Source organism: Mycolicibacterium palauense (genome assembly GCF_002592005.1).
GTDB lineage: Bacteria > Actinomycetota > Actinomycetes > Mycobacteriales > Mycobacteriaceae > Mycobacterium > Mycobacterium palauense.
This window is the reverse complement of sequence record NZ_NVQF01000012.1, coordinates 75,763-95,719: the sequence shown is the minus strand read 5'-3', so window position 1 is coordinate 95,719 and position 19,957 is coordinate 75,763. Positions and strand designations below refer to the sequence as shown.

General features: G+C 70.2%; 19 protein-coding genes. 12 read left to right on the top strand and 7 right to left on the bottom strand.

Translation table 11 applies throughout. From position 1 onward, the window contains the following. The first annotated feature begins 120 nt into the window (after positions 1–120). Positions 121–1,446 carry an MFS transporter gene (locus tag CSR00_RS07515; protein ID WP_218014438.1) on the top strand — a complete coding sequence of 442 codons (1,326 nt, stop codon included), beginning with the start codon at positions 121–123 and terminating at the stop codon, positions 1,444–1,446. Between the two features lie 84 nt (positions 1,447–1,530). Here the strand turns inward: CSR00_RS07515 and CSR00_RS07510 are convergent, their stop codons facing one another. Further along, complete coding sequence (locus CSR00_RS07510) at positions 1,531–2,316, bottom strand: MmpS family transport accessory protein (protein WP_099021760.1); 786 nt, start codon at positions 2,314–2,316, stop codon at positions 1,531–1,533. A 195-nt stretch (positions 2,317–2,511) separates the two neighbouring features. Here CSR00_RS07510 and CSR00_RS07505 point away from each other — a divergent pair, with 195 nt between their 5' ends. From CSR00_RS07505 to CSR00_RS07490, 4 genes are all read left to right on the top strand, one after another. Beyond that, complete coding sequence (locus tag CSR00_RS07505) at positions 2,512–4,389, top strand: S9 family peptidase (protein WP_099021759.1); 1,878 nt, start codon at positions 2,512–2,514, stop codon at positions 4,387–4,389. Between the two features lie 120 nt (positions 4,390–4,509). Next, positions 4,510–4,722 carry a hypothetical protein gene (locus CSR00_RS07500; protein ID WP_099021758.1) on the top strand — a complete coding sequence of 71 codons (213 nt, stop codon included), beginning with the start codon at positions 4,510–4,512 and terminating at the stop codon, positions 4,720–4,722. Positions 4,723–4,761: 39 nt separating this feature from the next. Beyond that, positions 4,762–4,917, top strand: a complete 156-nt coding sequence (locus CSR00_RS30605) for a DUF6131 family protein (protein WP_099021757.1) — start codon at positions 4,762–4,764, stop codon at positions 4,915–4,917. A gap of 138 nt (positions 4,918–5,055) precedes the next feature. Then, positions 5,056–5,784, top strand: a complete 729-nt coding sequence (locus CSR00_RS07490; RefSeq protein WP_407662405.1) for a VIT1/CCC1 transporter family protein — start codon at positions 5,056–5,058, stop codon at positions 5,782–5,784. 50 nt (positions 5,785–5,834) lie between these two features. Here CSR00_RS07490 and CSR00_RS07485 read toward each other — a convergent pair whose 3' ends face one another. Beyond that, entirely contained in the window at positions 5,835–6,491 is a 657-nt protein-coding gene (locus CSR00_RS07485) for an SACE_7040 family transcriptional regulator (RefSeq protein WP_099021756.1), read from the bottom strand. 96 nt (positions 6,492–6,587) lie between these two features. On the opposite strand from CSR00_RS07485, the gene CSR00_RS07480 reads away from it, so the two are divergent. From CSR00_RS07480 to CSR00_RS07460, 5 genes are read left to right on the top strand one after another with little or no spacing between them, the layout of a single operon-like run. Then, positions 6,588–8,138 (top strand): carboxyl transferase domain-containing protein, encoded by a 1,551-nt coding sequence (locus tag CSR00_RS07480; RefSeq protein WP_099021755.1) that lies wholly within the window; start codon positions 6,588–6,590, stop codon positions 8,136–8,138. A 7-nt stretch (positions 8,139–8,145) separates the two neighbouring features. Further along, the gene (locus tag CSR00_RS07475; protein ID WP_099021754.1) at positions 8,146–10,170 is read left to right on the top strand and encodes an ATP-binding protein; all 2,025 of its coding nucleotides are present in this window, start codon (positions 8,146–8,148) and stop codon (positions 10,168–10,170) included. Beyond that, positions 10,163–11,323, top strand: a complete 1,161-nt coding sequence (locus CSR00_RS07470; protein WP_099021753.1) for an acyl-CoA dehydrogenase family protein — start codon at positions 10,163–10,165, stop codon at positions 11,321–11,323. Before CSR00_RS07475 ends, CSR00_RS07470 begins: the two co-directional genes overlap by 8 nt. 2 nt (positions 11,324–11,325) lie before the next feature. Next, positions 11,326–11,817: a MaoC family dehydratase gene (locus tag CSR00_RS07465; RefSeq protein ID WP_099021770.1), complete on the top strand. Its 492-nt coding sequence runs from the start codon at positions 11,326–11,328 to the stop codon at positions 11,815–11,817. Continuing rightward, a complete protein-coding gene (locus CSR00_RS07460) occupies positions 11,817–12,617 on the top strand; it encodes an HpcH/HpaI aldolase/citrate lyase family protein (protein ID WP_099021752.1) in 801 nt (266 codons plus the stop codon). Before CSR00_RS07465 ends, CSR00_RS07460 begins: the two co-directional genes overlap by 1 nt. 28 nt (positions 12,618–12,645) lie before the next feature. Here CSR00_RS07460 and CSR00_RS07455 read toward each other — a convergent pair whose 3' ends face one another. The 4 genes from CSR00_RS07455 to CSR00_RS07440 all read right to left on the bottom strand — a co-directional run bounded on the left by CSR00_RS07455 (position 12,646) and on the right by CSR00_RS07440 (position 16,986). Further along, positions 12,646–13,404: an enoyl-CoA hydratase gene (locus tag CSR00_RS07455; RefSeq protein ID WP_099021751.1), complete on the bottom strand. Its 759-nt coding sequence runs from the start codon at positions 13,402–13,404 to the stop codon at positions 12,646–12,648. Between the two features lie 35 nt (positions 13,405–13,439). After that, complete coding sequence (locus CSR00_RS07450) at positions 13,440–14,180, bottom strand: dienelactone hydrolase family protein (protein ID WP_099021750.1); 741 nt, start codon at positions 14,178–14,180, stop codon at positions 13,440–13,442. A 179-nt stretch (positions 14,181–14,359) separates the two neighbouring features. After that, entirely contained in the window at positions 14,360–15,562 is a 1,203-nt protein-coding gene (locus CSR00_RS07445; RefSeq protein WP_099021749.1) for an NAD(P)/FAD-dependent oxidoreductase, read from the bottom strand. Between the two features lie 44 nt (positions 15,563–15,606). Then, positions 15,607–16,986, bottom strand: coding sequence for a rhodanese-like domain-containing protein (locus CSR00_RS07440; protein ID WP_099021748.1), 1,380 nt, complete (start codon positions 16,984–16,986; stop codon positions 15,607–15,609). Positions 16,987–17,176: 190 nt separating this feature from the next. Here CSR00_RS07440 and CSR00_RS07435 point away from each other — a divergent pair, with 190 nt between their 5' ends. Both CSR00_RS07435 and stpK7 read left to right on the top strand, forming a co-directional pair. Further along, entirely contained in the window at positions 17,177–17,593 is a 417-nt protein-coding gene (locus CSR00_RS07435; protein ID WP_099021747.1) for a CBS domain-containing protein, read from the top strand. 121 nt (positions 17,594–17,714) lie between these two features. Next, on the top strand, positions 17,715–19,517 hold the full coding sequence (gene stpK7, locus CSR00_RS07430) for a serine/threonine protein kinase StpK7 (protein ID WP_099021746.1): 1,803 nt from the start codon (positions 17,715–17,717) through the stop codon (positions 19,515–19,517). A gap of 19 nt (positions 19,518–19,536) precedes the next feature. On the opposite strand, the gene CSR00_RS07425 is transcribed toward stpK7, so the two are convergent. Next, on the bottom strand, positions 19,537–19,782 hold the full coding sequence (locus CSR00_RS07425; protein ID WP_099021745.1) for a hypothetical protein: 246 nt from the start codon (positions 19,780–19,782) through the stop codon (positions 19,537–19,539). Between the last annotated feature and the right edge of the window lie 175 nt (positions 19,783–19,957).

Below are 19,957 nucleotides of genomic sequence, written 5' to 3'. Positions count from 1 at the left end.
CCGAGGGCGGCGGTGTCATGCAGGCCCTCTACGAGCGACCGCACCTGGCCGTCACCTCGGTCCCCGCCGAGTCCCTTCAACGAACACTCCGAGAGCATTCGCAGAGAGCATGGTGCCCTAGTGACCGAGCAAGCCTCGCCGCCCCGGAAGTCCCGGGTGGTGGCCTGGGCGCTGTGGGATTGCGGATTCGTCGGCCTCAACGCCATCGTCGTGACGTTCGTGTTCTCGGTCTACCTGACCGAATCCGTCGGCCAGGGGATGCAGGGCGGCGCCTCGCCGGGCAGCTGGCTGGGCCGGGCCCTGACCATCGCCGGGCTGGCGGTGGCCGTGTTGGCGCCGGTGACCGGGGTGTGGGTGCAGGCACCGCGCTGGCGGCAGCGGGCGCTGACCGTCCTGACCGCCGCCGCGGTGCTGTGCACCGTGGCCATGAGCCTGATCCGCCCCGAGGAGTCCTATCTGTTCGCCGGGCTGGCGCTGCTCGCCGCGACCGCCGCCTGCGGCGACCTGGCCGGGGTGCCCTACAACGCCATGCTGCGGCAGCTCTCGACCCCGCAGAACTCCGGCCGTATCTCCGGGATCGGCTCGGGGGCGGGCTATTTCGGCAGTGTCGCACTGCTGGTGTTCGTCTACGTCGGGTTCATCGCCGGCGACGGCCCCACCCGCGGGCTGTTCGGGGTGCCCGCCGCCGACGGCCTGAACATCCGGATCGTGGTGCTGGTGGCGGCCGCCTGGTTCGCCGCGTTCGCGCTGCCGCTGCTGCTGACCGCCCACCACATCCTGCCCACCGCGCTGGACCCCCATGAACACCCTGGCCTGCTGGGTGCCTACCGCAAGGTGTGGCGCGACCTGAACGCCGAATGGCGCCGCGACCCCAACCTGGTCTACTACCTGCTCGCCAGCGCCGTCTTCCGCGACGGACTGACCGGAGTGTTCACCTTCGGGGCGGTGCTCGGCGTGACCGTCTACGGCATCTCCCCGGCCAACGTCCTCATCTTCGGTGTCGCGGCGTGCGTGGTCGCCGCGATCGGCGCGGTGGCCGGCGGGCAGGTGGACGACAGGGTGGGCTCCAAGCCCGTCATCGTCGGATCGCTGTCGGCCATGGTGGTGGTCGGACTGCTGTTGCTCGCGTTGTCGGGGCCGGTGGCGTTCTGGATCTGCGGGCTGATCCTGTGCCTGTTCCTGGGCCCGACCCAGGCGTCGGCGCGGGCGCTGCTGTTGCGGTTGTCCGTCGACGGCACCGAGGGCGTGGCGTTCGGCCTGTACACCATGACCGGGCGCGCGGTGTCGTTCCTGGCGCCGTGGCTGTTCTTCCTGTTCGTCGACGCGTTCGGTACCGACCGCGCCGGGCTGGGCGGTATCTGCGTGGTGCTGGCCGCCGGTCTGGGCGGGATGCTGTTCGTGCGGGTGCCGCCGCACCGTGTCGCCGGCCGCGCGCTGGTGCTCTGAGGGCTCCCGCTATCCGGCCGGGCCGTCTGGCCGGCTATCCGGCTGGGCCGTCTGGCCGGCTATCCGGCTGGGCCGTCTGGCCGGCTATCCGGCCGAAGCGCAGATGGTCAGCCCGGTTCCGGTGCGCTGGCGCACCGGCGCGCCGTTGACGCGGACCGTGCAGGTGACCTCGCGGCCGACGTTGAGAACGGTGACACTGGCCGACGTCGCGGCGGGGGAGGTCAGGGTGACCTCGCGGCTCCAGGGCAGCACCACGTTGAACTCGATCTGCAGCAGACCGCCGGTGTCGACGTAGGTGATGCTGATGGCGCGGCCGCGGCCGGTCACCGAGTAGACCACGGTGTCGGTGCCCCCGGGCGACACCGGCGCCCTGGTCGACGGGGTCGGTGACGTCGTGGCGGTGGTGGTCGGCAGCGGGCTCGGTGTCGTGGTGGTCGTGGGCGTCCGCGTGGTCGGCAGGGGGAACCCGGTGGTGGTCGGCGCCGGCATCGACGGCAGCGGCGCCACCACGGTGTCCTGCTTGGAGGCGCCGTTGACGATCACCAGCGCGATGACCAGGCCGACGACCAGCACGACGGTCACCCCGGCGATCAGCCACAGCCACCGCGGCGACCTCGGAGGTTCGGGAACGCCCTGGTCAGGGGGCTGGCCGGGTGCCTGGAACTGGGTCTGCGTCCAGTACGGCGGCAGCGGTTCGGTGGGATTGGCCGAGGACGGGGGAAGGTAGCTCGGATACGTGTACTGCCCGGCGTATGCCGGGTCGATCTCGGGCCGATAGTGGTTGCCCACCGGCTCGGTCGGTTGGGACCAGTGCGGCCGGTTGGGGTTCCGGTTCGACTCCCCGCCATCGGGTCGACGCGGATCGGTCATGCCCACCTCATGCCTGCAGGCTACCTGCGTCGGCGTCGGCGAGGCCGATCAGACCTGCACAGGTAGCGTGCCCCGGACCCCGACGGCGCGCCGGGGACACCCCCGGTGAGGGCGGTGGCGAGGCGCTGGCCGGGCGGGTAGCGTCCGTTTCGGCCCCGCGAGCCGGCGCGGGCAGACGAGTAGGAGGTCGATTCGGTGGGTCCGCAGGTGCGCGAGATTTACGGCGCATCGCTCTCACCGGATGCCACGGCCTTCGCCAACATCGTCGACGACGGCGGCTACCCGCGGGCCGTGCAGCGCTTCCTGCGGGGATGGCGCGCCAGTTCCTCGCGTGACGTCGAGTTGCCGGTCGAGGGCCCGGTCACCCGGGTGCTGCATTCCGCCGACGGGCACTGGCTGGCCTGCGAGGTGGCCCCGGCCGGCAGTGAGCGCACCCAGATCTGGGTCGTCACCACCGACCCCGACGACCGCGACGCGCACCGTATCGACGGGATGGGCCCCGAGAGCGAGGAAGGCACCGCCGAGCTGATCGCCTGGGACGGCACCCAAGTGGCGGCCATCCTCACCGGCGACGACGGAATCGGCGCGTCCTGCCTGATCGACCCGGCCACCGGCAACCGGATCATCCTGGACCGCCGCTCCTCGGGACGGTTGGTGGACTCCTGGGCGGGCGCGTCGCTGGTGCGGGTGGGACCCCGCGGCTACCGGGAACTGCTGATGTTGCACGGCCTCACCGAGATCTCCCTGCTGCCCTACGATCCGGGCTCGACCACCGACGCCGGGGTGATCCTCGACGACCAGATGCCGCGGCGTCTGCGCGCCGGCGCCGACGGTGAGGAGATGAAGCTCTACCACCCGGCGAAGACCTACGGCGTCAACAGCGCCGAGGGCTATGTGCGGGCGCTGATCCGCAGCGACAACGGGACCGGCCACGCCCGGCTGCTGGAGGTGACGGCGACGCCGGACGGTGTCAGCTACTACGTGGTGGCCGAGAAGCCCGGCTACGAACTCGACGAGTTCGTCATCAGCGACGACCTGTCGACGGTGGCGATCCTGTGGAACATCAACGGCTGCAGCGAACTCCAGATCCTGCAGTTCGTCGACAACACGCTCACCGATCCGATCCCGCTGCCCGGGCTGGTGGCCAGCCAGCTCTCGATCAGCGCAGGCGGCTCGATGGTGGCGATGACGGTCGAAAGCCCCTGGCAGCCAAGGACCGTCGAACTGGTGGACACCAGGACCCGCGAGTGGGAGGCCGTCGACCGGGTGCCGATGTCGGGTCCGCGAGCCGAGGCGCCGCACCTGGACATCATCACCGCGCGTGACGGTCTGCGGCTGACGGCCTGGCGTTACGACCCCCCCGAGGGAGTGGAGAGCATCGGCGCGCTGATCTACCTGCACGGGGGACCCGAAGGTCAGTCCCGGCCCGGCTACGACGAGGTGTTTCCGCAGCTGCTCAACGCCGGGATCACCGTGCTGACGCCGAATGTGCGCGGCTCCGGGGGATTCGGCCGCAGCTTCATGCACGCCGACGACCGCGAGAAGCGGTTCGCGGCCATCGACGACGTCGCCGACTGCGTGCAGCACCTCATCGACGGCGGCCACGCCGACCCGCAGCGGATCGCCTGCGGAGGCTGGTCCTACGGGGGCTACCTGACGCTGGCGGCGCTCACCTTCCACCCCGAGTTGTTCGCCGCGGGCATCAGCATCTGCGGGATGAGCGACCTGAGCACGTTCTACCGCAACACCGAGGCCTGGATCGCCGCGGCCGCCCAGCCGAAGTACGGCCACCCGATCAGCGACCGGGAGCTGCTCGACCAGCTCTCGCCGCTGCTGCGGGTGGACGCGTTGACCGCACCGGTGTTGTTGGTGCACGGCGGCAACGACACCAACGTCCCGGTCAGCGAGTCCACGCAGATGGAGGAGGCCCTGCGCGAACGGGGCCGCACGGTGCGCTACGTGGTCTTCCCCGACGACGGTCACGAGATCGCCAAACGGGAGAACCGTGAGGTGCTCGCCGTCGAGGTCTGCGACTGGCTGCGCACCGCCTTCGCGCCGTTCAAGGCCGCCTGACCGGCGATCACCCCGTGCGGGTCCGGCCCCGGAGGCGGGGGTGCGGCGCCGATGTTTGGGAATATTGCACCAGGGTAAACCTCTGGGCGCCAGGAGGTGCCGACAGAGACGGAGGCTCAGATGCGGCGCGGCGGAGGATTGCTCGGCGTGATCGTGCTGGTGTGGTTGGCGATCGGTGTGCTCGCCGCTTACCAGCGGGACTACTTCAAGTCCACTGAAACAAGCTGTGCCACTGCGGGAACCATTGCGTTGACGGTGGTCGCGGGGCCGCTGAACTACATGGGCGTCAATCCCAAGGTGGAGAACTGCGAACTGCCCCAGCCCAGTCAGTAATAGCGCTATGACCACCGCATTCACGGAAAGAGAGTCACGATGATTGTTCTCGGAGCGATTCTGCTCATCCTCGGCTTCGTGCTGAACATCAACATCCTGTGGACCATCGGCATCATCCTGCTGGTGATCGGGGCGGTGTTGTGGATCCTGGGCGCGGTCGGTCGGCCGGTGGGCGGACGCAAGGTCTGGTATTAGCGTCGGGGGTCTTGTGACGCGGACCTGAAACCAGTTGTCCCGGCGGGCCGGTGCGGATCAAATCCGCACCGGCCCGCGGTCTTTGGATAGGCTGTGTTTCCTGGTGCTCGCGGCGGCCCGGGAGGTAACTTGTCGCGCATGTCCTCCAGCGAGTTGCCGGCGCACACGCATCCCGATGAGCCCCACGAGGGTTCGGTTGCCGCCAAGCTGAATTGGTTACGCGCGGGTGTACTGGGCGCAAACGACGGGATCGTCTCCACCGCGGGCATCGTGGTCGGTGTGGCCGCGGCGACTCCCGAGGTCGGACCGATCCTGACCGCGGGTGTGGCCGGCCTGGCCGCGGGGGCGGTCTCGATGGCGCTGGGGGAGTACGTGTCGGTGAGCACGCAGCGTGACACCGAGAGCGCGCTGCTGGCCAAGGAGAAGTGGGAGCTGCGCACCGAACCGAGTGCCGAGCTCGACGAACTGGCCGCGCTCTACGAGGCCAAGGGGCTCTCGGCGGCCACGGCGCGGACGGTGGCCGAGGAACTCACCGACCACGACGCCTTCGCCGCGCACGCCGAGGTGGAACTGGGTATCGACCCCGAGGAACTGACCAATCCCTGGCACGCGGCGCTGTCCTCGGCGCTGGCCTTCACCATCGGTGCGCTGCTGCCGTTGATCGCGATCACCGTGCTGCCGATCACGCTGCGGGTCCCGATCACCATCGTGACCGTGCTGCTGGCGCTGACGCTGACCGGCGCGGTCAGCGCCTGGCTGGGCGGCGCGCCCCGCGGACGCGCCGTGCTGCGCAACCTGATCGGCGGCGGGCTGGCACTGGCGGTCACCTACGGAATCGGCCACCTCGTGGGTGGCGTCATCGGCTGACCGCCGGGCGGTGTCCCCGGCGGCCCCTGTCCCCGGTGGTCGCGGCGGTCTCAGCGGCGCGCGGTGAGTGCGGCCATCGTCATGGCGCGCAGGACCGTGCGGGACCGGTCCGGATCGGCGATCCTGCCGCCGGCGCCCTTGGTGCTGTAGGGCGTGGAGTTCAGCAGCCCGAAGACGGCGTGGGCGATCAACCGGGCGTCATCCTCGTCGCGGTCCTCGCCGCGGTCCCCGTCGCCGCGCGGACCGAGCTCGCAGAGCACCCGCACCCAGATCTCGACGTATTGCCGCTGGCTGCGGCGGACCTGTCGCTTGGCGGTGTCGGGCAGGTGGTCGAGGTCGCGGTCCTGGATGCGGATCAGGTCGGGCTCGCCCAGGGTGAAATCGAGGTGGAACTCGACCAGACCGTCGAGCGCTGCCGCGGCGTCGGCGGCCCCGGCGACCACGGCCCGCGCTCCCTGCAGCAGCCGGGTGCTGATGCCGACCAGCAGTTCGACCAGCAGCGCCTCCTTGTTGGGGAAGTGCCGGTAGATCGCGGGCCCACTGACATCGGCGGCGGCGCCGATGTCCTCCAGCCGCACGGCCAGGTAGCCGCGCTCGGCGAACAGGCGCTCGGCCGCGGCCAGCAGCTGGGTCCGCCGGTCGGACTTGCGCTGGCTGCGGCGGGTGGCCGGTTTGTGTTCCCCGGCTCCTGCGGCCGGTGCGGGCATGGCGGCTCCGTCGGCTCGCTCTGGACTTCTGCAGTTAATCGTGACTAACATACCATGAGTTAGTCATCATTAACCGAAGCGAACAGGCAGGGTCGCTTGACTTCCGTAACGTCCAACCGCGACGAGCATCTGGCACTGGTGGCCCAGCTGCGCGACAAGCTGGCCACCGCGGGGCTCGGCGGCCCCGAGCGGGCCCGGGAACGACACGTCGCCCGGGGCAAGCTGCTTCCGCGCGACCGTGTCGACGGTCTGCTCGACCCCGGCAGCCCCCTGCTGGAGGTGGCTCCGCTGGCCGCCGACGGCATGTACGACGACGAGTGCCCCGGCGCGGGCATGATCGCGGGCATCGGCCGGATCTCGGGACGCGAGTGCATGATCGTGGCCAACGACGCTACCGTCAAAGGCGGCACTTACTACCCGGTCACGGTCAAGAAGCACCTGCGCGCCCAGGAGATCGCGCTGCAGAACCAGCTGCCCTGCATCTACCTCGTCGACTCCGGCGGCGCCTTCCTGCCACGCCAGGACGAGGTCTTCCCCGACCGTGAACACTTCGGGCGCATCTTCTACAACCAGGCGACCATGAGCGCCAAGGGGATTCCGCAGATCGCCGCGGTGCTCGGCTCCTGCACCGCCGGGGGTGCCTATGTGCCGGCGATGAGCGACGAGGCCGTCATCGTGCGCAACCAGGGCACCATCTTCCTGGGCGGCCCGCCGTTGGTGAAGGCCGCCACCGGCGAGGTGGTCACGGCCGAGGACCTCGGCGGCGGCGATCTGCACGCCAAGGTCTCCGGGGTCACCGACCACCTGGCACACGACGACCGCGACGCACTGCGCATCGTGCGGCGCATCGTGTCCACCCTGGGCCCGGTGCCCCCGCGGCCCTGGGAGGTGCGCCCCGCCGTCGCGCCCGTGGCCGACCAGAGCGAGCTCTACGACGTCGTGCCCGTCGACGCCCGGGTGCCCTACGACGTCCACGAGGTCATCACCCGCATCGTCGACGGCGGCGAGTTCAGCGAGTTCAAGGCCGAGTACGGCACGACACTGGTGACCGGATTCGCCCACATCCACGGCCACCCCGTCGGCATCGTCGCCAACAACGGTGTGCTCTTCGGTGAATCCGCGCTCAAGGGAGCGCATTTCATCGAACTCTGCGACAAGCGGATGGTCCCGCTGCTGTTCCTGCAGAACATCGCCGGGTTCATGGTGGGGCGTGACTACGAGGCCGGCGGCATCGCCAAGCACGGCGCGAAGATGGTGACCGCGGTGGCCTGCGCGCGCGTACCCAAGCTCACCGTGGTGATCGGGGGATCCTACGGGGCGGGCAACTACTCGATGTGCGGGCGCGCGTACTCGCCGCGGTTCCTGTGGATGTGGCCCAACGCGCGGATCTCGGTGATGGGCGGCGAGCAGGCGGCCTCGGTGCTGGCCACGGTGCGCGGCGAGATGAGCCCGGAGGACGAGGAGGCGTTCAAGGCGCCCATCCGCGCGCAGTACGAGCACCAGGGCAACCCCTACTACTCGACGGCGCGGCTGTGGGACGACGGGGTGATCGACCCCGCCGACACCAGGACCGTGGTGGGTCTGGCGCTGTCGGTCGTCGGCAACGCCCCCGTCGAACCGGTCTCCTACGGCGTCTTCCGGATGTGAGGTCACGATGACGGAAACAGGCACGGCGACAGGCTCGGGGATACGCTTCGACACGGTTCTGGTGGCCAACCGCGGCGAGATCGCCGTGCGGGTCATCCGGACCCTGCGGCGGATGGGGATCCGCGCCGTGGCGGTCTACAGCGAGGCCGACGCCGGCGCGCGCCACGTCGCCGAGGCCGACGCGGCGGTGCTGCTCGGTCCCGCCCCGGCCCGCGAAAGCTACCTCAACATCGGCGCCGTGGTCGACGCCGCGCGGCGCACCGGCGCGCAGGCCGTTCACCCCGGCTACGGATTCCTCTCGGAGAACGCCGAGTTCGCCGCGGCGCTGACCGCGGCCGGCATCGTGTTCATCGGGCCGCCGGCGAGGGCGATCGCCACCATGGGCGACAAGATCACCGCCAAGGAGACCGTGAGCCGCTTCGGCGTTCCCGTGGTGCCGGGGCTGGCCCGGCCCGGACTCAGCGACTCCGAGCTGGTCGCCGCCGCCGAGGACATCGGCTATCCGGTGCTGGTCAAACCCTCTGCCGGCGGCGGGGGCAAGGGCATGCGGAGGGTCTCCGAGCCCGCCGAGCTACCGGCGGCCCTGGCCGGGGCGCGGCGAGAATCCGCTGCCGCCTTCGGTGACGACACCCTGTTCCTGGAACGGTTCGTCCTGCAGCCCAGACACATCGAGGTGCAGGTCCTGGCCGACGGCCACGGCAACGTGATCCACCTCGGCGAGCGGGAGTGCAGCCTGCAGCGCCGCCACCAGAAGGTCATCGAGGAGGCGCCCTCGGCCCTGCTGGACGAGCCGACCCGGTCCCGCATCGGCGCGGCCGCCTGCGACACCGCCCGCAGTGTGGACTACATCGGCGCCGGCACAGTGGAATTCATCGTCTCCGCCGACCGGCCCGATGAATTCTTCTTCATGGAGATGAACACCCGGCTGCAGGTCGAGCACCCGGTCACCGAGATGGTCACCGGGTGGGACCTGGTTGAATGGCAGGTCCGCATCGCCGCGGGCGAGACCCTGCCGTGCGGGCAGGACGACGTGGAACTGCGTGGGCACGCGATCGAGGCCCGGGTGTACGCCGAGGACCCCGCGCACGGCTTCCTGCCCACCGGCGGCACCGTGCTGGATCTCCTCGAGCCGTCCGGTGCGGGCGTGCGGGTGGACTCGGGAATCTTCGCCGGCACCGTCGTCGGCAGCGACTACGACCCGATGCTGGCCAAGGTGATCGCCCACGGGCCCGACCGCGCCGCGGCGCTGCGCGGGCTGGACCGCGCGCTGGCCCGCACGGCGATCCTGGGCGTGACCACCAACATCGACTTCCTGCGTTTCCTGCTCGCCGACCCCGACGTCGCCGCGGGACGGTTGGACACCGGACTGCTCGACCGCCGCGCCGGCGACTTCGGCGCGCCCGGCGCCGGTGATGGGCAACTGATCGCCGCGGCCGCCCTGCGCTGGATGCAGCGCTGGCAGGCCCGCACCGACGACCTTTGGTCGGCGCCGTCGGGCTGGCGCATGGGTGCCCCCGCGGCCAGCACGATCCGGCTGCGCTCCGGCGAGCGCACCGACCACGTCGGCATCACCGGCACGCCACGGCAGGCCCGCGCCGTCGTTGAGGACGGCCCGGCGCGCACCGTGACCGCCGCGCTGGCCGGCGACCGGCTCAGCGTCACCGTCGACGGACTGCGCTCGGAGTACCTCGTCGCCGAGCACGATCACCGGATCTGGCTGGCCGGGCAGGACGGTGTCGCCGTCGTCGAGGAGGTCCGCGAGGCCCCGGTGCGTCCCGACGATGCGCATGCCGGGGACGCCGAACTGGTCAGCCCGATGCCCGGGGCGGTCGTGGCCGTCAACGTGGCCGACGGCGCGGCGGTGCAGGCCGGCGCCGTGGTCGTCGCCGTGGAGGCCATGAAGATGGAGCACTCGCTGACCGCCCCCGTCGACGGTGTCGTCGAGGTGCTGGTCGGCGTCGGCGATCAGGTCAAGGTGGGTCAGCTCCTGGCCCGCATCAAGGCAACCGAGAAAGAAGCACGCGATGAGTGACTACCTGTCGACGGGCGATCTGCCCGACGAGTACGCCCAGCTGGCCAAGACGGTGCGCGACTTCGCCCAGGGCGTCGTGGCCCCCGTCGCCGCCAAGCACGACGCCGAGCACAGCTTCCCCTACGAGGTGGTCGCGGGCATGGCCGACATGGGGCTGTTCGGGCTGCCGTTCCCCGAGGAGTACGGCGGCATGGGCGGCGACTACTTCGCGCTGTGCCTGGCGCTGGAGGAACTCGGCAAGGTCGACCAGAGCGTGGCGATCACGCTGGAGGCCGGGGTGTCGCTCGGGGCCATGCCCGTCTACCGGTTCGGCACCGAGGATCAGCGGCGCCAGTGGCTGCCGCTGCTGACCAGCGGCAAGGCGCTGGGCGCCTTCGGGCTCACCGAGGCAGGCGGCGGCAGCGACGCCGGCGCGACGAAGACCACCGCCCGCCTCGACGACGGGCACTGGGTGATCAACGGCACCAAGCAGTTCATCACCAACTCCGGCACCGACATCACCCGGCTGGTCACCGTCACCGCCGTGACCGGCGGCGCGCCGGGCAAGCCCGAGATCAGCTCCATCCTGGTGCCGGTGCCCATCGAGGGCTTCACCGCCGAACCCGCCTACGACAAGGTCGGGTGGAACGCCTCGGACACCCACCCGCTCAGCTTCGACGACGTGCGGGTGCCGCAGGAGAACCTGCTGGGGGAGCGGGGCCGCGGCTACGCCAACTTCCTGCGCATCCTCGACGAGGGGCGCATCGCCATCGCCGCCCTGTCCGTCGGTGCGGCGCAGGGCTGTGTCGACGAGAGCGTGCGGTACGCCAAGGAGCGCTCGGCGTTCGGGCAGGCGATCGGCAAGTATCAGGCCATCGAGTTCAAGCTGGCCCGGATGGAGGCCCGCGCCCACGCCGCGCGCACCGCCTACTACGACGCTGCGGCGCTGATGCTGGCCGGCAAGCCGTTCAAGAAGGGGGCCGCGGTGGCCAAGATGGTGGCCAGCGAGGCCGCGATGGACAACGCCCGCGACGCCACCCAGATCCACGGCGGCTACGGCTTCATGAACGAGTACACCGTCGCACGCCACTACCGCGACAGCAAGATCCTCGAAATCGGCGAGGGCACCACCGAAGTCCAGTTGATGATCATCGCCCGGCAGATGGGACTGTGACCGTGACCGATCCGGAGAAAGTGGTCCACCAGCGCGGCCTGTGGTTCGAGGAGTTCGAGATCGGGGTGCGCTACATCCACGCCCCCGGCCGCACCATCACCGAGGCCGACAACGTGCTGTTCACCACGCTGACGATGAACACCCAGGCACTACACCTGGATGCGGCGTTCTCCGACGCGCTGCCGCCCTTCCACCAGCGGCTGGTCAATTCGATGTTCACGCTGTCCACGCTGGTGGGTCTCTCGGTCGCCCAGCTGACCCAGGGCACCATCGTGGGCAACCTCGGGTTCTCCGAGATCGCCTTCCCCAAGCCCCTTTTCCACGGTGACACCCTCTACGCCGAGACCGTCGTCACCGACAAACGCGAGTCCAAGAGCCGGCCCGGGGAGGGCATCGTGACCTTCGCCCACACCGGGCGCAACCAGCACGGCGACGTCGTGGCGACCGCGGCGCGCAAGACCATGGTGCGCAAGCGTCCCCAGGAGGAGAACTAGTGCCCCTCGACAACGCCGGCCCGGCGTGGCTGTTCTGCCCGGCCGACCGACCCGAGCGATTCGAAAAGGCCGCCGCGGCGGCCGATATCGTCATCCTGGACCTGGAGGACGGCGCCGGTGACAAGCCCGCCGCGCGCGAAGCCCTGCTCGGCACGCCGCTGGACCCGGCGCGCACGGTGATCCGGATCAACCCGGCCGGCACCGAGGATCAGCGCCTGGACCTGCAGGCGCTGGAGCGCACCGACTACCAGACCGTGATGCTGCCCAAGTGCGAAGCCGCCGAACAGGTGTCGGCGCTGGCGCCGCGGGAGGTGGTGCTCATCGTCGAGACCCCGCTGGGGGCGCTGACGGTCGCCGAGTCGGCGGCGGCGGCCAACGCGGTGGGCGTGATGTGGGGCGCCGAGGACCTCTTCGCCGTCCTGGGCGGGACGGCCAACCGCTTCGCCGACGGCTCCTTCCGCGATGTGGCCCGCCACGTGCGCTCCCAGTCGCTGCTGGCCGCCAAGGCCCGCGGCCGGCTCGCGCTGGACTCGGTGTTCCTCGACATCAAGGACCTCGACGGTCTGCGCGGCGAGGTCGATGACGCCGTCGCGGTCGGCTTCGACATCAAGGTCGCCATCCACCCGAGTCAGCTCGCGGTGATCCGCGCCGGCTATGCGCCCACCGCGGAGCAGGTCGAGTGGGCCCGAGAGGTCCTGACCGCCGCCGCACAACAACCGGGGGCCTTCGCGTTCCGGGGCCAGATGGTCGATGCGCCGGTGCTGCGGCGGGCCGAACGCATCGTGTCGCTGGCGCCGTAGCGGGGTCCGGAGGGCGGGCCGGCGGGGCTCAGCGTTTCTGCGCCGCGGCCAGCCGCGCCGCGAACTCCGGGGACCGGATCGAGGTGGCCTGCGGCCCCAGTTCGGTGCGCATCGCGGCGTGGTGAAGATCGGTGTCCACCGAGCCCGGGGCGGTCGTGGCGCGCATCGTGGCCTTGGTCGCCAGCACCACCTCGCGCGGTGCGGCCGCCGGCCCGGCGGCCAGCTCGAGGGCGGCGGCCACCGGGTCGTCGGCCACGCTGAGCGCCAGCCCGTGCGCCACCGCCGATTCGGCGTCGAAGCGCATCCCGAACAGCAGCGCCGCGCGGGCCACCTGCGGGCCGACCCCGCGCTGCAACATCCAGGTGGCACCGCCGCCGGGGTGGATGCCCAGCTTCTGGAACCGCGGATCGAACAGGGCGTGCGGCCCGGCGATGCGGACGTCGGCGGCCAGGGCCAGGTTCAGCCCGGCGCCGACGGCGGCCCCGTTGACGGCCGCGACGGTGGGCAGGGTGCAGTTGGCCACCGCCATGAACCCGTCGTAGATGCGCAGCAGCCCCTCCTCGGCGGCCGCACCCAGCGCGCTGAGGTCGGCCCCGGCGCAGAACGCCTTGCCGGCGCCGGTCACCACGACGGCGTGCACCCCGGGGTCGTCCTGTGCGCGTTCGACGGCGGCCCGCAGCTGTGCCGACATCGCGTCGGTGACGGCGTTGCGCCGGTCCGGGTCGTTGACGGTGATCAGCGCGACGCGGTCGGTGCAGGAGTACAGGACGAGGTCGGTGCCAGTCATATCGGCAACCTACCCGGCGACGAGGGATCGGACGTTCAGGCCCCGGGCGCGAAACAGTCCAGCAGGAAGTGCCCCAGCGACTCCCACGCCCGCCGGGCGGCGCGCTCGTCGTAGCGGACGCCGCGGTCGGGGTCGTCGGCCCACGGCGCCATGAAGGCATGCAGCGCATTGCCGTAGGCGTGCAGCTGCCAGTCGATGCCGCGGCCGGAGAACTCCCGGCCCAGGGCCACCACGTCCTCCGGGGGCGCGAACGGGTCGTCCCAGCCGTGGAAGACCATGACCTTCGCTGTCACGTTGGCCGTCACCTGGTGCCGCCGGGCCGCGGGCGGCGGGGTGAGCAGTCCGTGGAAGCTGGCCACACCGCGCAGCGCGGCACCGGCGCGGGCCAGGTCCAACACGCACAGGCCGCCGAAACAGAAGCCGATCGCCGCCACCCGCGCGGCGTCCACCTGGGGCGCCCCGGTCAGCACGGGCACCACCGCGGAGAGCCGCTCGGCCAGGGCCTCGCGGTCATCGAGGAAACCGGTCATGGCCGCGGTGGTGGACTCCAGGCCGCCGCGGGTGACCTCCTCGCCGAACAGGTCGACCGCGATCGCCTGGTACCCCCACCCGGTCAGCTCGGCGGCGAAGTCCAGCTGGGTGTCGCTGCGCCCCTCCATGCCGTGAAACACCAGCACGGTGGGCGCGGACCCGATCAGCGCCTCTTCGGAAACCAGGACCGCGTCGTGGCCGACACCGTCGATCTCATGGCGCAGGGAGGTGGTGATCACTGTCACCGGGAGGACGTTGCCACACCCGGCCGCCCCTCGGCCAGAGGGGTTCGCTGCGCGCGGAAAGGCCCGGCGTGGGTGGCGGACCACCCACGCCGGGCCAGTCGCCCGACCTCGTTGTCAGGCAGGGTCGTCGGGCTGGTGCCCGATGGCCTGTCCTCAGGCTGGTGCCCGATGGCCTGTCCTCAGGCCAGGCCCTTGAGCATCAGGTTCCAGTACATGAACGGCAGGCCGTACTTCTTCAGGTACCAGTACACCCGGTGCGGCTTGGCCGGATCCAGGATCGGGAAGGTCGGGGTCATCTTCAGCGAGTAGTCGAACTCGGCCAGCAGCATGTCGTGCGAGGACGTCACCAGCGGGCACGAGGCGTAGCCGTCGTACTGCGCGGTCAGCGGACGGCCCTTGATGAACGCGTCGATGTTCTCGGCCGCCACCGGTGCCTGCTTGCGGATCGCGGCGCCGGTCTTGGAGTTCGGCGTCGAGCCCGCATCGCCCAGGCTGAAGATGTTCGGATACCGCACGTGCTGCAGCGTGTTCTTGTCCACCTCGACGTAGCCGTTGGCGTCCCCGGTCGACAGCGGGCTGGACTTGATCCAGTCCGGGGCCGACTGGCGCGGCGCCACGTGCAGCACGTCGTAGGGCAGCACGGTTTCCCCGCCGCCCTCGACCATGCTGGATACGGTCAGCTTGTGCGCCCCGGCGTCCACGGCGGTCACCTCGGACTCGGTGTGCAGCTGAATGCCGTAGCCGGCGATCACCTTGTCCAGGTTGTCCGCGATCTCGGGAATGCCGAAGATGCGCGGCGTCGGCACCACCAGGTGGATGTCGATGTCGTTGAGGACGCCCTGCTTCTTCCAGTAGTCGGCGGCCAGGTAGGCGATCTTCTGGGGTGCCCCGGCGCACTTGATCGGGCCGGAGGGCATCATGAACACCGCGCTACCCGAACGGGTGTTCCTGATGAAGTCCCACGTCCTGGGGGCCAGATCGAACCGGTAGTTCGACGAGACCCCGTTGCGGCCCAACGTCTCCTCCAGGCCCTCGGTGCGGTTCCAGTCGAGCTGGATGCCCGGGCATACCACCAGTACGTCATAGGCGTAGGAGGTGCCGTCCGAACACGTCACCGTGTTGTTGTCGGGGTCGAACGCCGACGCCGACTTGCGGATCCAGGTGGCGTGCTTGGGCATCACCGAACTCTCGGCGCGCGCGGTGGAAGACGCCTGCGCCTTCCCCGCGCCCACGAGGGTCCACAGTGCCTGGTAGTAGTGGGTGTCGGAGGGCTCGATCACCGCGATGTCGGTGTAGCCCTTGCGTTGCAGGCGGGCGGCGACGGTGATACCCGCCGTGCCGCCGCCCACAACGACGATCTGATGCTTGGCAGTGATGGTCATGTATCTGTCCTAAACTGTGACCTAATCGGGAATCCTTCTGTGGCTCAGGCGTTCTGGACAGTCTCTTCCCAGGCGTTGTAGCCGCCCAGGATGTCGCTGACATCGCCGAAGCCGCGCTGGCGCAGCAGGCTGGCCGCCACCGAGGACCGGTAGCCGCCGGCGCAGTACACGACCGTCGGGGCCGCCGGGTTGAGCTCGTCGGTGCGCGACGGCAGCTGGCCGACCGGGATGTTCACCGCGCCGGGGATCATCCCCGCGTCGGCCTCGCCCGGGTTGCGCACGTCGACGATCTGCAGGCCGTCGACCGTCCTCGCGCGATCGTCGAACGCCATCGCCGTCAGGCGCGAGGCGACCTGCACCTGATCCTGGTGGTCGTACATCGCCTGGAACGGGTTGTCCAGGTAGCCGACCACGCGGTCGAACCCGATGCGGGCCAACCGATTCTTGGCCTCCAGCTCCTCACCGGGGTCGACGAACAGCACGATGTCGACATCGGAGGGAATCACCGAGCCGGCGAACTCGGCGTAGCGGCCGTCGAGTCCGACGTTGACCGCCTGGCGCAGGTGGCCGGTGGCGAACTCCTCGGGCGCGCGGCCGTCGACCAGCACCGCCCCACCCTCGAGCGCCTTCTGCAGGTCCTCGTAGGACATGGCCGCGGGCATCTTGGTCTCGTCGAGCAGCTCGCGGTCCTTGCGGTTGAGGATCGCGTCGTAGACGAAGTAGCCGGGTGCCGGTGGCTGCCCCTCGGTGACCATCTGCATGAAGACGTCCTTGGTCGACGCCCGCAGCGCGTAGTTGGACTCCTTCTGATCGCCGATGGTCGACCACAGGTCCGTCGAGAGGTTCTTGCCGCATGCCGACCCCGCGCCGTGAGCGGGGTAGACCCGGGTCGGGTCGGGCAGGGGCATCAACTTGTTGTGCAGCGAGTCGTAGAGCTTGTCGGCCAGTTCCTCGCGGGTGAAGCCGATCGAGGCCAGCAGGTCGGGCCGGCCGACGTCGCCGATGAACAGGGTGTCCCCGGTCATCACGCCGTAGGGCACGGTGTCCTCGGGGTGCTCGTAGACCACGATGCTCAACGACTCGGGGGTGTGTCCGGGGGTGTGCAGGAACTCCAGGGTCACCTCACCCAGCGAGTAGCGCTGCCCGTCCTCGACCCCCATGGCCTCGAACTCCGGCTGGGCCACCGAGGAGAACACGATCTGGGCGCCGGTGGCCTTGGCCAGCTCCAGGTGCCCGGACAGGAAGTCGGCGTGGAAGTGGGTCTCGATGACGAGCTCGATCTTCATGCCCATTTCCTTGGCGTCGGCCACGTACTGCGAGACGTCGCGCTGCGGGTCGATGACCACGGCGCGTCCGCTGGTCTCGTCCCCGATCAGATACGAGGCGTGCGACAGGCAGTCCAAGTAGTACTGGATGAATTTCATGGGTCCGGTTCCTTTCGTGCGGGTCTTCAGCAATGGTATCTGGATACCCTAGGGGGTATGTTATACGACCCGGGAGGCAGATACCAGGCCCCGTAGTCATCGAGGGCTTTGGTCCCTGACGGCGGTGACCGAGGTAGCAGGTTGGGGGCTCGGTTACCACCCGGTGAAATGCGGGTGCCACCATGGGGTTATGAAGCACATACCGTCCGGTGGATCGACTCCCGTCTCCGTCGTCACCGGGGACCCCGTGACCCGCGTCGCCGCTGACGCCACCGTCGCCGACGTCGCCAGGACGATCACCGCCGAAGGGGTGGGCGCCGTCGTCGTGGGCGACGAGGCCCGACCGGTTGCGCTGGTCACCGAGCGCGACGTCGTCAAGGTCGTCGCCTCGGGCCAGGATCCCGCCGCGGTGCGCGCCAGCGACGTCGCCAGCACCCATCTGGTGTGGTGCGAGGCCGACGCCACCGTCGACGAGGTCACCGCGCGGATGATGGACCACTACATCCGGCATATCTTCGTCGAACAGGACGGTGAGCTGCTCGGCATCGTCTCCGCCCGTGATCTGCTGGGTGTCTACGGCTCCGACGTCGAGGTCAGCCCCGCCTAAGGTCGGGCGAGGGTCGGCCGGCGCCGTCGGCCGCGGGTGTGGCGCTGCGCTCACATTGCCGGCAACTGTGAGGTAGCTTCGAACGGCACACACCGACTGGCCGCTGCCGAGGAGTTCACCGGTGGACGCGACACCATTCGGGCGCTACCAGCTGCAGAAGCTGCTGGGCAAGGGCGGGATGGGTGAGGTCTATCAGGCCTACGACACCGCAACCGGCCGTGTCGTCGCGCTCAAGGTCCTCCCACACCACCTCGCCGAGGACGAGACCTTCCAACAGCGTTTCCGCCGGGAATCCCGGGCCGCGGCCGGGGTCAACGACCCGCACGTGGTGCCCATTCACGGGTTCGGCGAGATCGACGGCCGGCTCTATCTGGATATGCGGCTGATCGAGGGCCGGACGCTGGCCTCGCTGCTCGCCGAGCGCAAGAAACCGATGGAGCCCGCGGCGGCCGTCGCGGTGGCCGAACAGGTCGCGGCCGCGCTCGACGCCGCCCACGCCGCCGGCCTGATCCACCGCGACATCAAGCCGTCCAACATCCTGATCACCCCACGCGACTTCGTCTACCTGATCGACTTCGGGCTCGCGCGCACCGCCGGCGAGGCGGGGATGACCACGGCGGGCAACACCCTGGGCACCCTCGGCTACATGGCCCCCGAGCGGTTCGAGGGCGGGCCCATCGACGCACGCGCGGACACCTATGCGCTGGCGTGTGTGCTCTACGAATGCCTCACCGGGGTGCGGCCCTACCAGGCCGACAGCCTGGAGCAGCAGATCGCCGCGCACATGATGTCGGAGCCACCGCGGCCGTCGGCCACCGATCCCAGGCTGGCCGCCTTCGACGACGTCATCGCCAGGGGCATGGCCAAGAAACCCGCCAAGCGCTATCAGAGTGCCGCCGAGCTGGCCACGGCCGCGCGCCGGGCGCTGACCGCGCCGGTGCCGCGGGCGCGCCCGTCCAGTGGCCGGCATTCGGCCCGGCAGGGTCCGTCCCGGCGCTGGCTGCGCAGGCGGGCCCTGGTGGCCGGCGGGGCCGCGATCGTGGTCGCGGCCGCCTGCACGCTCGGGGCGTGGCAGTTGTGGGGAGCACCCGGCCGCGACACCAAACCGGTCGGCCTGAACGAGTCGACCGCGCCGGCCGGCACCCCGAGCGGGTCGGTGCCGGAGATCGCGGCCACGGTGCCCGAGGACATCCGGGCGACGGGCCGGCTGGTGGTCGGCGTCAACGTGCCCTACGCGCCCAACGAGTTCACCAACTCCAAGGGCGAGATCGTCGGATTCGACGTCGACCTGATGAACGCGGTGGCCCGCACCCTCGGGCTGACACCGGACTATCGCGAGACCGCGTTCGAGACCATCATGCCCTCGGTGCAGCAGGGGCATTTCAACCTGGGCGCCTCGTCGATCACCGACACCGTGGAGCGCCAGCAGCAGGTCGACTTCGTCACCTACTTCACGGCGGGCAACCTGTGGGCCAGGCGCACCGGTTCGACGGTGGACCCCGATGCCGCCTGCGGTCTCAAAGTCGGTGTGGCCCAGGGGGTCCTGCAGCAGACGACGGAGATCCCGGCCAAGAGCGACGCGTGCGTGGCGGCGGGTCTGGCGCCCATCGACATGGTGGTGTTCACCCGGCAGGACGATCTGACCTCCGCCCTGATCGCCGGTGACGTCGATGCGATGTCGGCGGATTCACCGGTGACCGGGTTCGCGATCAAGCTCAGCGCCGGTGCCCTCGAGCCGGCCGGGGAGGTCTTCGACACCGCACCCTACGGCTGGCCGGTGGCCAAGGGCTCGGGCCTGGCCGAGCCGCTGCAGGCCGCCCTGAAGCATCTGATGGAGACGGGGGAGTACCGCACCATCGCCACCATGTGGGGCGTCGAGAACGGCATGATCGACGACCCGGTGATCAACGGGGCGCAGTCCTGACGCGTCGGGTGCGCTGCGGTTAGCTGGAGAAGCGATCGCAGGTGAACATCACGCCGCGGTCGTTGGAGATCGCGCGGGGAATGCCCGGCCTGTCGCCCATCATGCACTCGTACATGGCCCTGGTCATCATCATCATGGCGTCTTCGCCGGTGGCCGTCTGCTCCGGGTCCGGGGACGGGGTCGGCTCCGCGTTGGCGGGCCCCGCGAACCCCAGCGCGGCGACGGTCAGGGCCGAGGCCGCGAGTGCGGCGAATGTGGATTTCATGACGATCCTTTCGGGGGGTGGCTTCGATATCGGTCTCGACGGAGTGCTTTTCGGGGATGTCGCTGACGGCGCTGATGCGCGTGGGTCCGTGATCCCCCGGTCCCGGTGACTCTCAGGTGATGTCGCATGAGCGCAGCCCGCTTACGTTCCCGATGGCACGATCCTACGATCGCGC

Excerpts from the sequence above, each read along its gene's own strand:
- CSR00_RS07510 (WP_099021760.1), bottom strand. The coding sequence starts at position 2,316 with ATGACCGATCCGCGTCGACCCGATGGCGGGGAGTCGAACCGGAACCCC.
- CSR00_RS07500 (WP_099021758.1), top strand. The coding sequence starts at position 4,510 with ATGCGGCGCGGCGGAGGATTGCTCGGCGTGATCGTGCTGGTGTGGTTG.
- CSR00_RS30605 (WP_099021757.1), top strand. The coding sequence starts at position 4,762 with ATGATTGTTCTCGGAGCGATTCTGCTCATCCTCGGCTTCGTGCTGAAC.
- CSR00_RS07490 (WP_407662405.1), top strand. The coding sequence starts at position 5,056 with ATGTCCTCCAGCGAGTTGCCGGCGCACACGCATCCCGATGAGCCCCAC.
- CSR00_RS07485 (WP_099021756.1), bottom strand. The coding sequence starts at position 6,491 with ATGCCCGCACCGGCCGCAGGAGCCGGGGAACACAAACCGGCCACCCGC.
- CSR00_RS07475 (WP_099021754.1), top strand. The coding sequence starts at position 8,146 with ATGACGGAAACAGGCACGGCGACAGGCTCGGGGATACGCTTCGACACG.
- CSR00_RS07470 (WP_099021753.1), top strand. The coding sequence starts at position 10,163 with ATGAGTGACTACCTGTCGACGGGCGATCTGCCCGACGAGTACGCCCAG.
- CSR00_RS07455 (WP_099021751.1), bottom strand. The coding sequence starts at position 13,404 with ATGACTGGCACCGACCTCGTCCTGTACTCCTGCACCGACCGCGTCGCG.
- CSR00_RS07445 (WP_099021749.1), bottom strand. The coding sequence starts at position 15,562 with ATGACCATCACTGCCAAGCATCAGATCGTCGTTGTGGGCGGCGGCACG.
- CSR00_RS07440 (WP_099021748.1), bottom strand. The coding sequence starts at position 16,986 with ATGAAATTCATCCAGTACTACTTGGACTGCCTGTCGCACGCCTCGTAT.
- CSR00_RS07435 (WP_099021747.1), top strand. The coding sequence starts at position 17,177 with ATGAAGCACATACCGTCCGGTGGATCGACTCCCGTCTCCGTCGTCACC.
- CSR00_RS07425 (WP_099021745.1), bottom strand. The coding sequence starts at position 19,782 with ATGAAATCCACATTCGCCGCACTCGCGGCCTCGGCCCTGACCGTCGCC.